Source organism: Gemella haemolysans ATCC 10379 (genome assembly GCF_000173915.1).
Classification (GTDB): Bacteria; Bacillota; Bacilli; order Staphylococcales; family Gemellaceae; genus Gemella; species Gemella haemolysans.
In genome coordinates this window covers 1-16080 of record NZ_ACDZ02000011.1, presented here as the reverse complement: position 1 = coordinate 16080, position 16080 = coordinate 1, and the positions used below count along the sequence as shown (strand labels likewise).

General features: G+C 28.9%; 14 protein-coding genes. 3 read left to right on the top strand and 11 right to left on the bottom strand.

The window, feature by feature from the left end:
- Positions 1-36: 36 nt before the first annotated feature.
- From rho to GEMHA0001_RS04560, 5 genes are all read right to left on the bottom strand, one after another.
- Positions 37-1305 (bottom strand): transcription termination factor Rho, encoded by a 1269-nt coding sequence (gene rho / locus GEMHA0001_RS04580; RefSeq protein WP_003144706.1) that lies wholly within the window; start codon positions 1303-1305, stop codon positions 37-39.
- Between the two features lie 188 nt (positions 1306-1493).
- On the bottom strand, positions 1494-2381 hold the full coding sequence (locus GEMHA0001_RS04575; protein WP_004264495.1) for a DMT family transporter: 888 nt from the start codon (positions 2379-2381) through the stop codon (positions 1494-1496).
- A gap of 10 nt (positions 2382-2391) precedes the next feature.
- Positions 2392-3720 carry a hypothetical protein gene (locus GEMHA0001_RS04570; RefSeq protein WP_003144693.1) on the bottom strand — a complete coding sequence of 443 codons (1329 nt, stop codon included), beginning with the start codon at positions 3718-3720 and terminating at the stop codon, positions 2392-2394.
- 5 nt (positions 3721-3725) lie between these two features.
- A complete protein-coding gene (locus tag GEMHA0001_RS04565; protein ID WP_004264466.1) occupies positions 3726-4541 on the bottom strand; it encodes a 6-phosphogluconolactonase in 816 nt (271 codons plus the stop codon).
- Between the two features lie 99 nt (positions 4542-4640).
- Positions 4641-8342: a UvrD-helicase domain-containing protein gene (locus tag GEMHA0001_RS04560; RefSeq protein WP_233445914.1), complete on the bottom strand. Its 3702-nt coding sequence runs from the start codon at positions 8340-8342 to the stop codon at positions 4641-4643.
- A 74-nt stretch (positions 8343-8416) separates the two neighbouring features.
- On the opposite strand from GEMHA0001_RS04560, the gene GEMHA0001_RS09195 reads away from it, so the two are divergent.
- Both GEMHA0001_RS09195 and GEMHA0001_RS04555 read left to right on the top strand, forming a co-directional pair.
- The gene (locus tag GEMHA0001_RS09195; RefSeq protein WP_248657382.1) at positions 8417-8638 is read left to right on the top strand and encodes a hypothetical protein; all 222 of its coding nucleotides are present in this window, start codon (positions 8417-8419) and stop codon (positions 8636-8638) included.
- Entirely contained in the window at positions 8602-9246 is a 645-nt protein-coding gene (locus tag GEMHA0001_RS04555; RefSeq protein WP_345908465.1) for a metallophosphoesterase, read from the top strand. The genes GEMHA0001_RS09195 and GEMHA0001_RS04555 overlap by 37 nt, the downstream gene beginning before the upstream one ends.
- Positions 9247-9464: 218 nt before the next feature.
- Here GEMHA0001_RS04555 and GEMHA0001_RS08960 read toward each other — a convergent pair whose 3' ends face one another.
- From GEMHA0001_RS08960 to GEMHA0001_RS04530, 6 genes are all read right to left on the bottom strand, one after another.
- Positions 9465-9629, bottom strand: a complete 165-nt coding sequence (locus GEMHA0001_RS08960) for a hypothetical protein (RefSeq protein ID WP_004264498.1) — start codon at positions 9627-9629, stop codon at positions 9465-9467.
- A 193-nt stretch (positions 9630-9822) separates the two neighbouring features.
- Positions 9823-11625: an oligoendopeptidase F gene (gene pepF / locus GEMHA0001_RS04550; protein WP_004264501.1), complete on the bottom strand. Its 1803-nt coding sequence runs from the start codon at positions 11623-11625 to the stop codon at positions 9823-9825.
- 114 nt (positions 11626-11739) lie between these two features.
- Positions 11740-12291: a GNAT family N-acetyltransferase gene (locus GEMHA0001_RS04545; protein ID WP_003144723.1), complete on the bottom strand. Its 552-nt coding sequence runs from the start codon at positions 12289-12291 to the stop codon at positions 11740-11742.
- 8 nt (positions 12292-12299) lie between these two features.
- On the bottom strand, positions 12300-13205 hold the full coding sequence (locus GEMHA0001_RS04540; protein ID WP_003144680.1) for a metallophosphoesterase family protein: 906 nt from the start codon (positions 13203-13205) through the stop codon (positions 12300-12302).
- Between the two features lie 64 nt (positions 13206-13269).
- Positions 13270-14640, bottom strand: coding sequence for an SLC5/6 family protein (locus tag GEMHA0001_RS04535; protein WP_004264355.1), 1371 nt, complete (start codon positions 14638-14640; stop codon positions 13270-13272).
- 26 nt (positions 14641-14666) lie between these two features.
- Positions 14667-15512, bottom strand: coding sequence for a sulfurtransferase (locus GEMHA0001_RS04530; RefSeq protein WP_003144671.1), 846 nt, complete (start codon positions 15510-15512; stop codon positions 14667-14669).
- A gap of 233 nt (positions 15513-15745) precedes the next feature.
- Between GEMHA0001_RS04530 and GEMHA0001_RS04525 the strand changes: the two genes are divergently transcribed.
- The coding region (locus GEMHA0001_RS04525; RefSeq protein ID WP_004264389.1) for a pneumococcal-type histidine triad protein at positions 15746-16080 on the top strand (335 nt) is incomplete at its 3' end.

Genomic DNA, 16080 nt, shown 5'->3' with positions numbered 1-16080 from the left:
AACATACACTGTCTAATAATCATGTAGTTTTATACATTAATCTCTTATGAATTTTTTCATTTCAGCAATGTAGTCCTCATTACTTTCATGTTTTCTAAGATGATTCAATACACCGATAGTTGGTTCACTAACATCTTCAAGCTTTCTACGTGTTTGCCATAATATTTTTACTTCATCTTCAGTTAGTAATAAATCTTCTTTTCTTGTAGAACTCTTCAAGAAATCAATAGCTGGATAAACTCTTCTTGAAGCTAACTCAGGTGATAAGACAATTTCCATATTCCCAGTTCCTTTAAACTCTTCGAATATTAAATCATCCATTCTCGAACCAGTATTAATCAAGGCAGTTGCGATTATAGTTAAACTTCCTCCACCTTCAACATTTCTCGCTGCTCCAAAGAATGCTTTTGGCTTGTGAAGGCTCGATGGATCTACCCCTCCACTTAAGACTTTACCACTACTTGGCTCAACAATATTATAAGCACGTGCAAGTCTTGTAATACTATCCATAAGAATAATTACATCTTGACCAAGTTCTACACGACGTTTAGCATGTTCAATTACCAACTCAGCCATCTTAATATGATTTTCTGAAGTCTCATCAAATGTAGAACTTACTACATCTGCACCTCTTACAGATCTTTCCATATCAGTAACCTCTTCTGGTCTTTCATCAATTAAAAGGATAATCAACTTCTTATCAGGATAATTTTTTCTAATTGAATTTGCTATATCTTTTAGCAGTGTTGTTTTACCTACTTTAGGTGGTGCAACAATCAATCCACGTTGTCCGAATCCAATCGGTGCTACCAAATCAACAAATCTTGTAGAAAGTTTTTCCTTAGTAGTCTCTAAAACAATTTTTTGATTCGGATAAATCGGTGTTAACGCCTGGAAATGAGTTCTACCTTTTGCAACTTCTGCATCAACATCATTAACTTTATCAACCTGAAGAATTCCTGCATATCTCTCACCCTCACGAGGTTTACGAACCTTCCCATAGACTTCATCACCTTTTTTAAGTTCAAAACGACGAATTTGAGAAGCGGAAATATAAATATCCGTCTCACCTTTTTTATAATCAACCGTTCTTAAAAAGCCAAAACCATTTTCTGGATGAATATCATCTAAAATTCCAGAGGCATAGTAATGTTCTTCACTAACTGATTGTTTTTCTAAAATTGCTAAAACTAATTCTTTTTTATTTAATGTATAATATCTTGGAACACCTAATTCTTTTGCCAAAGCTGTAAGTTCTTTAGTATTCATACTTTTATACATTTCATCAAATTTAACGTTACTCATTTTCTTCCTTCCTCTGTATATTGTACAGAAATCTAACGAAAAATATTTCAAGAAAAATATTTTATTTAAAATTTTTTAAAATTCCTAACAACTTTAAACGAGAGTAACTTAAAACCATTATTTTCAAAATCGATTTTAAAAGTTACCCCCGTTCGGTTCATCAAATATCTTAAACTCTTATTTTTTATTTATCTCTTACTTAGTACAATTACCGCTGATAGAATAAAACCTGCACCAATTAAATCTATCGTTCCAAATGTTGTCCCTAGCAACAGAAACGAGAACATTATGGCAGCAATCGGTTCAAAGCATCCGATAATACTTCCCGTGACTGCACCGATTAACCTAACACCTTCTAGATATGTAGAAAATGATAAAATTGTACCAACTAAAATTACTCCTGACATACATATTAAATCAATCAATTTAAAATTATCCGGAATATAATAACTACCTGTTAAAAAGTATACTACAATGCCAGAAAATAATAGTCCCCAAGCCATTATAGGCATTACACCGTATTTTGTAGTTAAACTTATTGAAAAAATATTATAACTAGCAAGACCAAATGCAGAAAGTAATCCCCAGAATAATCCTAATGTAGAAATATTCAGTTTGCTAAAATCAAAATGGGTTGCTATTAACACCGTTCCAAATAGTGAAACTACTATTGCAATAACTTCTCTCGGAAGGGGCCATCTTCTACCTATGACACAATAATATAACATTATTATTACTGGACCAATATACTGTATAACCGTTGCCATACCAGCATTAGTATACTTAATTGTTAAAAAGAATGTTCCCTGACAGATTAACAGACCAAAAAATGAGAAATTTAGTAGTTTTAAAATATCTTTCTTATCTGAAAATACTCTTACTAAGTTGTTTTTATCTTTAAGGAATAACATAGCTACCATTACGATTCCAGAGAAAAATAATCTATTAGCTATTATCCAAACAGGGTCTATTTTTGATATATTTAGTAAATATTCCCCTAATACTCCTGATAATCCCCAACATGTAGCCCCTAGTAAGGTGAAGACTATACCTTTTTTCATCGTACTTTGTCCCATAGTTACTCTCCTAATGATCAAACAGTTTCAGACTAGAACTAACAATTTTATTAGATTTTTCTATTACTTCATCATATTTCTCACCTTTTGATAATAAGATACTAGTGAATAAAGTAATCATATTGTTCTGAGCTACCATCATATTTCCACAAGTATAAAACTTGGCGTCTAAATTATTAGTAATATATCCGAACGGAGAGTACCAAAAACCATACCCTACATTATAATTTTCATCAAAGAATTTCTTCGCAACATTTTCTGGATAACCTTTTATTATTGGCATAGGATATAAAAGACTAAGCGCTTTTATCGCTTGTTGCGAATCTTCAACTTTAGAATTTAAAACAGAAAATACATCAAGCTTTTTACCCATTAGAGTCTTGTCATCATACACCTTAAAATCAGTATTATAATGGGATTCAAAATCTTCCTTATACTCATTGATTATTTCTTCTTCATCAAACATAACTGAATAATCATTATTGAATAAATTCTCTTTTTTCAAATAAAGATGTGCTTTTAGATCATTATCTGTGTAATCTAAGGATATTAGAGGGTTTGTAGTAATGAATAAACTTTTTTTAGATTCAAATGCTATAAAGTACCTATTTTTACTTAGAAGATATTTTGTTACCGCTCCTAAAGAAGTATTATTTTCTAATAATATTAAATTTTTTCTTGATAAAACTATTCGTTTTAATTCTTCTTTTTCTATTTGAAGAAGAGCTTTTCTAATATTTTCTTGCCAAAGCTCTGGATAAATTTCTCTAACGACATTAATCTGTGGTTCACTAGATATTTCATTTTCATCATCAAGTTTGTTTAAAAATGAAATTCTCTCCGCCCATAATTCAGAAAACTCTTTTTCCTCTTTCATATTAAAGAACAATGTGATATAAACATCATCATCTTTAAAAACTGCGAGTATACCTGGTACAACAAATGAAGTATCACTAAAGTCTACCCACTCTTGGCTGTTTTTATTATTACCATCAGAAATTCCACCGTAAATACCAAAGTATTCACAATCATGTTCATCTATCTCTAAGACACTTACCTGTGCTCTTAACTCTTCGAATCCAGATAAAACACTACTATTATCAAAACTTGTTAAAAAATCATTAGAGTCTAATAACCATGTTGCTTCATAACCTATTCCAATTATAGAAGATTTAGTATCAGGGGTTCTTATAATAAATCTCTCACCTTTTTTTGGAGTGAAAAGACTGATAAATTGAGCTTCAGTAAAAGTTTTCTTCAATTTGAATTTTACAACAAGCTTATCATCAAGAACTGTATCACTAAAATCATAATCTATAATTTTCTGATAATCATTCATACTTATTACCTATCCTTTTTTTTCTCCTCATTTTGTAATTTTTCTTCACGTTCTTTAATTTCTAATTTTTTTTGTCTTTGTTTAATAAGTCTATTTACTTCTTCTTCTGATTTATAACTAGCTTCTTTATCAGTAAAAATAAATAAATTTTTATGATTATTTAAGATTGACAGAATAGTCTTATTGTCTGAATCCTCATTCTCAAACAATTCTGCTATGTATTGTCTCTTATCACTACCTAATACAACTACAAATAAATTTCTAGCTGCCATTAGATTTTCATATCCAATACTTATTAATTTATTACCGTTTATTTCCATTCCTGCCATCTGAAGCTTAGATTTTTCCTCATTTGAAAATTCTACAATGTGAAGATCTTTATTTACTTCATCTGCATATCGATAATCGAGAATTCCACCATCTGATCCTAAGAAAACTACGGCAACATCGATTGGATTCTCATCTAATACTTCTTTATAGCTAGTTAAATCTTCATCACATTCATCACTGTTTAAAGCTTCAGGATAATAAATGTTTTTTGCTTCAACATCTAATTTCTTAAAAAGTTCATGTCTTGCATATCGATATAATCCAAATCTTTCCTCTATATCAATATCAGCAAACTCACGTTGTCCTAGCATAATTACATGTTTATAACGATATTTCCCCATTTTATTATCATCTATCATTCTATTTGTAAATTGAGTATTAATAATATTTTCTGGTAAACAAATAACTGCACCATCTTCTAAATTTTTTTCAAATTCATCATACATTCTATTTAAAACTGCTGTTTCACTATTACAAACTATATATTTCACAATTTCACCTCCATAGTTTAATAAATCATTTTTTATTATACCACAATTAGACTCTACTAACAACGTGATAAAATTTCATAATTGTGCTATTATTTTAAGTTACTCTATTTCAATTAAACTTGACAGAACATAAGAATATACATAAGTTTTAATATTATTTAATTTATAATATTCCGCTACCGCTTCTTTATAAATTCTAAGTTGTTCTCTGTGTCTATCTCGTAAAACTTCTTCTCCGTTCCTACTAGTCACGTGATCCGTTTTATAATCTACGATAATTGCTTCCTCATCAGAAATTTTAATAAATAAATCGACAACCCCTTGCAGTATAACATCTATATCACTTTCACTATCATCATATAATTCTTTTGCTTTTTTAGCGGTTGTGAATGCTATCTCAGTTTGACAGAACTTACTTTTAGATACTAATTTTATTAACTCACTATTAATAAAGTTAGTAATCTTTTCTATATCATCTTTATTATTTATATTATCAAATTCCTCTTGAGATAATATCCTTTGTTCTTTTATATTTTGTAGTAAATTATCTGTTTTCTTTAAGCTATCGATGTAACTCACTACATCCGAAATCTCTACTCCTGCTCTAGTATCATTAACTATCTTTTCAAAAAGCTTATGAATGATATTCCCTCTTAAAATCGCCTTGCTAGTAGATGTTGATTTTTTTAATGTAGTTAATTCTAAGTATCCTCGTTTTTCTTTTTTATAATTCCACTCATGATCTTTAGTATTAATTTTTTTCAAGGCACTATATGAAGTTTTAGCAGGAAATACTTTATTTTTTACTTCGATCGTGTGATTATCACTTTGTTTACTTGATTCATCCTGTTGCTTACTTTCAAATTGCTTATAAAATTCTTGCAAATCAAATCCCGAACTATCTTCTTCATCTTTTACAAGAGGCTCACTTTCGTAATCTTTAAACAAAGCATCCTTTTCATTTTCAAAAATAAACTCTTCCCCATAGTCACTTAGTAGATTATTTAAGATTTTCTCGAAATTATCGTCCTCTATTAGAGATTGGTATAACGGTTTATCTTTAGTCTTCTCGTTATTTAATTCTACACCATTTGGACTCACAAGGTGTAGCGAGTTTTCAGCACGAGTCAGTGCAACATACAAATTACGTACTTCTTCTTCTCTTTCACGTAATTTTATTAAAATACTATTATATTTATACAGCTGATTCAATTTTTCTATATTACTAGAAATTAAACCAAACTTTTGAGCTAATTCTTCTGCTTTGATACTTAAACCAAAGATTTCTGTGAATAATAATTCACCTGTATAACCTCTTTTACTAAATGAAGTATCTAAATCTGCCACAAAAACTATCTTATATTCTAATCCTTTAGAGATATGAATCGTTGATAAAGTTACACTATCATTTGGTGTGCGTTTTTTTGTTTCAAATACCTCATCATTTTTTATAATTTTTAATTGATTTACCAAGCCACTCAATTTATTATCTATATTTTGATAGTCATTAACAATATCTATAAAGTTTTCATAATAATCTAATTCTTCATCATTTGTATCAATTGTTACTAAATAATTTTTAAAATCTGTATCAATAGCTATACATTCCAATAGATTTGGAAGTGAGTTGTTCAAACTGAAATTCAACCATTTTTTTAATAAATTTACAGTATTATAATCTTTTTCCTTTTCACTGTTTTGTAATCTTTCAAAAAGATTTTTCCCTTTTGTTATGGATAATTTTAATAATTCATCATTACTGTAATCAAAAATTTCAGTATGTAAAATTGCTAGTAAACTAGCGTCTCTATTCGTATTATCTAAAAACCTAAGAATATTATACAAAATATTAAATGTATTAGATTCAGTAAATCCTACCTTTTCCTTAAAGAATAACGGTATATTGTATTTGGCAAAAACTTCTTTAAAACTAGACATTTTTGTACTATTTCTAACTAAAATAGCATAGTCACTGTATTTTCTTCCATTTTTTATACCTAATAATATTTCATAAGCAATATTTTCTATAGATTGTTCTCTATAAGATTTTTTATCTTCTAAAAGTTCACCTGTAAAATAATTAATCTTACCATTAATTAACCTAGTTGGAATAATTTCAGAACTATTCTTTTCTTTTGCTTTCGGATAATATAGTGCACTGTCTTCTCCATAACTTACCCCAGCATTTTTATTCCCCATAAGTCTATTAAAAATATAATTACTAGATTTTAATATATTAACATCACTTCTAAAGTTTTCTTTTAAAACTATACAAATTCCTTCAGAATCACTTTCAAAAGAATATTCTTGTTTTTCTGAATAATTATCAATTTCTAGTTTTCTATAACTATTATATTTCTGTTCGAATAAATCAGGATTTGATCCTCTAAAGCCGTAGATTGCTTGTTTCACATCACCTACCCTAAAGAAATGTACTCCTTCTCCTTTAATAAGATTTAAGATATACTCTTGAAGGTTATTATTGTCTTGATACTCATCAACATATATTTCTAAGAAATAATTTTTATAATACTGGGCCGCTTCACTAGGAACAATTTCCCCATTCTCTTCTCTAGTTAAAGCCTTTATAGCAAGGTGGTTTAAATCAGAAAAGTCTAAAAAGTTATTCTCTCGTTTTCTTTTAATGAAATCATTGTGCAGTTTCTTCAATAAACTTGTAATCGACTTAGCCAATAAATTCATTTTTTCTATAACTCTAAAATAATTTAGATAATCAATAAGAACTCCGTGAACTTCACTTAATAGCCCAGCATCAAAAATATTATCTTCAGTCTCAAACTGTGTATTAAGCTTACTTATAAGCTCTTTTATCTCTTCAAGTTGTTCTTGATTACTCTTTATTGAAATATCATCTTCATCTACATACCTTGCAAGCTTTTCTTTTTTTGTTTCATCTAAGTTTACAAGAGACAATATATCTAATGAGCTTTCCTTCTTACAATTTATTAAATACTGTTGTACATACTTGCAGAAATCTATCGCAGTAGCTATACTTTCTTTTTGTGTTAACTCACTAACTTTATTAAACTTGTCTATTATACTATTATCTTCAACTTCAAAATTATTAGTCACTAAATTATTTAGTTTTGTAAAATCTTCATCTAGATAATTTTGGAAATTTGGAATATTTAATAATTTATAGTATAAATCAATAATATAAGAGCTAATATTCTGTTTAGAGCCAAATACTGTAAATAATAGGTCAGTCGTATTAGAATCTTCCTGTACTAATTCTTCAAGAACATTTCCTACTGTTTCATTTAATAATCCTCTACTATTCGCAAGTATACTAAAATTAGGTGATAAATATTTAATTTCATTATCAATCTTTTCTTCTACAAGATAATAAAATTTCTTTAATACATTTAAACAAAAACTATCAATAGTACTTATATAAGCATCATTCATTAACATTCTTTGTTTTCTTAAATAGATTAAATCTTCTTCCTTATTAGTAGATAGTAATCGTTCACTGATTTTATTCTCAATTCTTACAATCATATTCTTCGCCGCAGCAGTCGTGAATGTCAGTACTAGTAAACGATCTATATCCCATCTATTAGAAGCTACCTTCCTTGCAATTCTCTCAGAAAGCACTTCAGTTTTACCACTTCCTGCAGCTGCCGCAACAAGAACATCAGCACCGGTAATAGCTATTGCTTGCCATTGCGGGGCTGAATAAGAATGCTTTCTAGAAGCGGCTATTTTATCAATCTTCTCAATTTTTATCATATATTTATCCTCTAATTTCACATTAATTATCATTATATATTTTAACATACTTTAAGCTTTATGGTATAATATTTTAAAATACTATTATGTTTATTACTAAATTATTTTAAAGGTGAAATGTAATGAATCGAAAAATTTTAGCGCTAGCTCCAATTATTGCAGCTAGTTCAATAATAAGACAAAATAAAAAATTAAAAGTAAGAAAAACTACTCTTAAGTTTAATAAACTTCCTCAAGCTTTTGACAATTTTAAAATCGCTCAAGTTAGTGATGTTCATTGTGATAGGATTGGATATAGTGACCTTTCATTTATAAAAAAATTAAGAATTTTAATCCAGATATAATTGTTATTACTGGAGATATTCTAGATAGCTATAATAATGATATGGATATTGCTTATAACATTCTAAGTCAATTAGCAATAGTAGCTCCATGTTATTTCGTCTCTGGAAATCATGAACTTAGACTTCCTGAAGAATACGAGCAACTTAAAAATAGAATGAAAAAACTTAATATTACATATTTACACAACAGTAAACTGTTTATCTCAAAAAATAATGAAAGTATTAATTTGGTTGGAGTTGAGGATTATAATTTCTTTAAAAATGAAGATAAGTTAAATCATAGAGCAAACTTCATAAAAACTCTAGAAGAACTTTACTCACCAAATCACTTTAATATACTTTTATCACATAGACCTGAGAAATTTCCAATTTACGCAGATATAAGATATGAACTTATCTTTTCAGGTCATGCGCATGGCGGTCAATGGAGAATCCCATTTGTAGGTGGTATTTTCTCTCCTAGTCAAGGTTTCTTTCCAAAATATACTAATGGTAACTATGTTCTAGAAGATTCAACTTTAATTGTTTCTCAAGGGCTTGGCAACAGTTCATTCCCTATTAGGATTAATAATAGAATAGAGTTAGTTTTAGCAACACTAAAAAAATAAAATAAAACTAATATACCGACTCAAAATGTTAGAAATTGATCCTTTCTTTTTAGAGTCGGTAATTTAATTATACTATTTTACTGCTGAAGTTTTTGGCAATACTTTTTTAACGTTTTTTATTCATTGGATTTACATGTTTTTTAGGTGTTTGAGTAGCAGCTGGAAGTTTATATTCTGGTTTGTGATTAACCAGTGCGTCTCCTTTTTATATTCTGATTTTAATTTATTATATTTAGCTTCTGCTCTATCAATTGTATTATTCTCAGCCCTCCCGCTTCTTTACCAGTTGATATATCTACATCTTTCGATAAAACTGATGGTGTAGTTCCAGCAGGCGTTGTTGGTTGTGATGGCCCTTCTGCTTTTACAAATAAATTTTCCAAATATATTATACTGCTATTCTATAATTATATCAATAAAAATTTGTTTTTTTACGTAAAGAAAAACCTTTAAAATTAACCTTTATCAAGAAAATATAGTTTTTATTTTTATAATTTTTAATATTTCTTAATTTAAAAGTAACTATAAAAAATCACCTGTATAGCCTATTTTACTATACAGGTGATTTCTTAAATTTTAAAAATATAATTTTTCAAATTTTTCTATTTTTTCTTCAAAATCCTGAAGAGCTAATTCTATTGGCTCAGGTTTAGACATATCTACACCTGCATTTTTTAGAACCTCAATTGGATAATTAGAGCATCCTTTTGAAAGAAACTCATCGATATAAACTTTAGCGTTTTTACTATCTTCTAAGATTAACTTAGATAAAGCTTGTGCTGCTGAATACCCAGTAGCATATTGGTATACATAGTAATTGTAATAAAAGTGTGGCACTCTAGACCATTCATATTTTATATCTTCGTCATAGGTAAATACATCACCATAGTATTTCTTAATTAAGTTGAAATACTCATTATTAAAATATTCAGCTGTCAGAGCTCCCCCATTTTGAAGATGTTGGTTAATTTTGTGCTCAAATTCTGCAAATTGAGTTTGTCTATATACTGTAGCTGTAAAGCCGCTTAATGCCTGGTTAAGTACACGTAGCATACCGTTCTTATTACCTTCTTTTTCGAATTTATTATAAAGGTACTCAGTTAATAAAGCCTCATTACAAGTTGATGCTACCTCAGCGACAAAGATTGAATAATCTCCATATACATATGGCTGATGTTTTCTAGTATAGTAAGAATGCATAGAGTGTCCAAGTTCGTGAATTAAAGTATATACATCATTTAATGTACCATCAAAATTTAATAGTACAAATGGTTTTGTAGTATAACCACCCCATGAATATGCACCAGAACGTTTACCTTTATTTGGATAAACATCAATCCATCGTTCTGTGAATGCTTTTTTCATATCATTAACGTACTCTTCACCCATTGGTTTAACCGCTTCAAGTACAATATCACGAGCCTCTTCAAATGTGAATTTTAATGGTTCACCTTTCACTATAGATACTGATCTATCGTATAGTCTAAAATCTTCAAAACCTTTCGCTCTTTTATGTAAATTATAGTATCTTTGTAAGGCAGGAATTTTTTTATTTACTACCGTTACTAAATTATCATAAACTTCCTCAGGAATTAAGTTATTAGACAGTGCATTATTTCTTGTTGATGAATATTTATGAACATCTGCATAATATTTTTTTTTCTTTAGATTTCCACCTAATGTAGATGCCAAAGTATTATTATGTTTTTTAAAATAATTATATAAAGCATGGAATGTATTTTTTCTAAGTACTCTATCCGGACTTTCCATATATGTTCCATAAGTTCCATGAGTCAGAGTATGTTTATTTCCATCTTTATCTTCAACTTCTTCAAATTTAACATCTGCATTATTCAGTGCTGAAAAAGTTTCGTCACTTGCATCTAAAGCCTCTGCAGCCATAGCAACAATTCTTTCTTGTTCTGCATCTAATGTATGAGGACGTTTTTTATTAAGTTTTTCTAATTTAAACTTATAAACTTTTAAGTCTTCTAATTCCTCTACATATTCTCGAAGTACTTCCTCTTCTATAGAAAGAAGTTCCGGTTTTAAAAATGACCATTCTGCATCAAACTTAGAATTTAAATTCATTGTCTTAGCATATATTTCACCATATTCAGCATTTGTACTATCTTGATCTTTTCTTAGGAAAGCATAAATAGTTAATTGCTCCATTTTTAAAGACATATCTCCTTCAACTTTAAAAACTTCTAATAATGCTTTTGCTCCTTCTTTAACTTTTCCTCTATAGTTTTTTATTTCTGGAATAAGTTTTTCTACTTCTTTAAATTGGTTCCAAAAATCTTCATTTGTTTTAAACATCGATTCTAAGTCCCAAGTATTCTCAACTTTTTGATCTTTTCTTAGTAATTCTACCATATTATTTCTCCTTATGTATAATACATAATCTTAATTATAGCACATATTTTAGTAATTTGGTAATATATATTTTAAAAATTGACTTAAATTTTCTGAAAACAATAAATTAGTCCTCTACTTCCTTCTTATCAAATGATCATAATTTTCATGTCCGATAAAAATTTCACATTCTTTTTTAAATCCATAACTTTCGTATAACTTCCTTGCTCTATTATTTGATTGTGCAACATTTAAACTTAACTTAGCTTCTCCACTATTAACAAATTCTGTTAATAGTTTATTACCAATACCTTCTCCTCTAGCATCAGAAAAAACAAATAATGTATCTAAATAGAATTCTCCAACTAGTACCTCATCATAATCAAAAATCATCGAATCTTTCTTCAAATCAAAATTACTTACAACTTCGCTATACCAAAACTCTTTCATTTTTTCGACTTCATCATAATGATACGTAAAAGAAAATCCTTTAATCACACCTTCAATTTCATATACCGTACATTTTTTATAACTAAATCTATCATATTCAGATGAAAATACATATTCTAAAATCTTAAAAACCTTCTCCTCTGAATAATCTTTTAATATATCTATCTCTAATGATTTAATAAAGTCAAATAATCCTTCTATTACTTTAATATCTTCTTTCGCTGCTCTTCTTATCATTTTTTCTCCTATACAATAATATCTTCTATTGTTAGTGTTGTTCCATTTATAATACGATTTTTATATGAAATACTCGCCGGTGAATCATCTGGCCACACCTTTTCGAACCATAACTTGAATTTTTCTATATCAAAATCAACTTTAACCAATTCGACATATATCCCATCTCTATATTCTGAATATATCGTTTTTTTATGACTATTTTTAGCTATTCTTGTAAATAGACCAAAGGTTTCTCCCTGGATATTAGCCATCCCTGCTGCACCATTATTAATAACAATATTTCTTCCATTATCATATACTACAGGTAAACATGTGTGTGTGGTTGCTAATATATCTATATCATTTTCTTTGAACCAATTGTCTAATTCTTTCTTTCTAGATACTAATTTTAAATTCTCATTCGAACATTTCCAACCTGACATACTTTTCTCATCGCCATGAGTAATTGCAATTTTTTTACCAAAAATATCTAAAACTAAGGTTTTTGAACGTTCTTTTATATCATTAAGTATTTGATCATCTTTGATATTTCCTTTCATCATATTATGAATAATGTTTGATCGTTCTACTACTCCATCACTAACGTCCTCAGGATAATTACATCCACATCCTAAAGATGATGTATTATTTAATAATTCAAATTCAACATTTCCTAGAAGTTTTATACTATCTTTAGATAACTCTTCAATCTTTATAAAATCTTCCTTTTCGACATCAAACCAATGCATATCACCATTAAAAACTATCTTCGCATTTTCATCATGTGCCATCTTATTGATAATTTCTAAAGCATATCTATTTCCATATAATCCTCCAACTATATAGATTACTTCCTCTTCTAATTTTTTACTTTTCTTTGCCCAATCCTTTTGAAGAATATACTCTAATGAACAATTTCTACCTTTTTCCATATAACCCTCTCCAAATTAAAAATAAAAGTAAAGACTTACCCTCTTTACTTTTATTATATTATATTTATTTATTTTTTGCGAACATTCCTGGTACTGCATAACCAATAGTACATAAAATTAGTCCGTATAAATTAACTCCTAGTAGTAATGCATTCTTACCTGTACCAATAGCCCAACTTGTAGGAATTAAATTAATAGTTAATAGTATTCCTAAAATAATTCCAATCCAAAAACTCAAGTGGAATCCTAATTTTGTTGGTTTAACAAAACCGTGTAATAAGAAAATCGGAGCTAGTCCAATTACCATTGTTCCACTAATCGTTGTAGCTTTAAGAATATCTGTTCCCATAATCATTGGAAGATTACCTATAATAGCAAATGCAATCATAAATAAAATAGCTACTTTCTTAGGATTTTTTAATCCTCTATTAGACATTTCTGGTAAATCCTTAGCAGTTAACTTCCCTAAACTTGCAAATGTAGAGTCAAGTGTAGAACCTGCTGCAGATACCATTACTACTATCATAGCAAAATACCCTGCGACACCTAAAGTTTTACCTAAAGCTGCTGGAACATTGCTACTTACTTCCATTCCAATTAATTTCGCATGAATTCCAATAAAACTAAAGATTAGAATAGAGAAGAATCCTAAAATACCAGATACGAAAAATGCACGAAGCATAGTCTTCTCACTAGCTATAAATCCTCTATCTGTAAGTACTGGATCGTGGAATGGATAACTAAATAATTGTAGAATTGTTACAAGTAACATATCTACACCTGCGTTCATCGCCCAACTTCCCGATGTTACAAAATCACTAATGTTGTGTTGCGGTAAAATTAAAGTAACTACCCAACCAACAAAGAATATAAAAATAACGGCTTGGATAACATCAGTTACGATTGAACTTCTTAATCCACCAAGCACAGTATACCCTAAAGTAATAGCAGTAAATAGAATTGCAGAGATAATAAACTCTTTACTACCCGCTTTTCCATAATATCCACCTACAACAGAAGTATTACTCCATACTTCATTAAATAAACGAATAAGTATCGCAGCCGAAAATGCAACAGAAGCTGCTTTTCCATAATTAGAAGTTAAGAAACTTACCAATCCTTTTGCTTGGTACTTTGTTCTTAATCTATAGATTGCTAAACCACAAATAGGAATACAAAGCCAATATGTTGCATAAGCTAATCCACCAACAAAGCCATATTGGGCTCCTAAATTTGCAGCATTAGTTACAGATTTAGCAAAGATCCAACTTATAAAAATACTTAACATAAGCATCATCTCAGTAGGTTTTTCACCTCTGTTACCATCACCTCTAAAAAATCCTGCTTCTGTTACCTTCTTTGGTGATAATAAAAACATTACCACTCCATAAACTATTAAAAATCCCCAAAATAGATATCCTGTCATATCATTCATTTTCTATATAAATTCTCCTTATTATTTTAATCTAATACTACTTCACCGACATTAGCGTATCTTGCAAATGAAGGCTCATAATTTCGCACTTTAAAACCTAACTCTTCTAATATTACGGCAACGTACGAAGCACGAACTCCAGTAGTACAATAAGTAACCTGTAGTTTATTTTTATCTAAACCTTTGTCAGTTACATATTTTTCTAATGATGCTCTAGATTTTAAAAAACCATTACTATCAACTAACGAATTAAACGGTAGAGAAATTGCACCAGGAATATGACCTGCCTTATTCTCTCCATAAATTACACGACCATTATATTCAACTTCTAACCTAGTATCAATAATTTGAACATCTGTATTACCTATTTTTGATAATAATTCGTCAGTATAAATAGCTTTTTCATTTTGAGTTGCTTCGCTACGAACTACATCGCTAACATCAATTCTGTCAGTAGTTGGTACATATTTCTTATTAAATCCTAGTTTCTCAACTTGTTTAAAACCGCCATCAATGAACTTAATATTATCAAATCCTGCATAACTAAATGTATACAGAACTCTTGCTTCATCTCCAAATCCTTGTTCAGGCATAGTAAAACCATATACTAGTACTTCAGATTCATTAGTAATTCCTACTTTAGAAAAAATTTGTTGATAATTATCTTTAGATAATAATTTCCCTAAATCTTCTCCACCAAATTCTCCAAGTAAACTTATATCCGTCCAGTCAACAACGATTGCTTTATCATACATTAAAGAACCTTCTTCAAGCATTCCCCCACGTGCATCTATCACAACAACATTGTTATTTGTTCTATTATTTAATAAATACTCAGCATCAACCAACTTTTTAAAATCAAATTGTGTCATAACTTTTTCTCCTTTCTAACTATACTATTATTCATTATAACATAGCTTTTAATTAAAAAATATAATTCCGCTTTATAAATATCATAAGATTATTACATTTTTTTAAATAATCAAGTATATATAAATACAATAAAAATATTTTTTAAATCGAAAAGATAACTATTTACAAACCTTAATAATCATGGTATAATAAATCGAAATTATTACGGATTATATCATTAAGGAGAATATGTATGAATAAAAAAAATATGATTATTACTGGTGCTTGTGGTTCATTAGTAATCGGATTATCCGCATTTGCTGGATACGAATACGGAAAACACCAAGCATATGAAACTACACCACTAGTACAAAATACAGCACAAGCAAAAAAAATTAATTACTCTGATAAAGTTAGCTCAGTAGTTGTAAGTGAAATTACTGAAGATGGTTATGTTACACTTCACGGTGACCATAGCCATTATGAAAAAGGATTAGTACCTTATAATGCTAAAATTCTTGATTCATTAGTTTATAAAAATAAAGACTATAAACTAAAAAATGAAGATATTCAGTACGAACTTGCAGG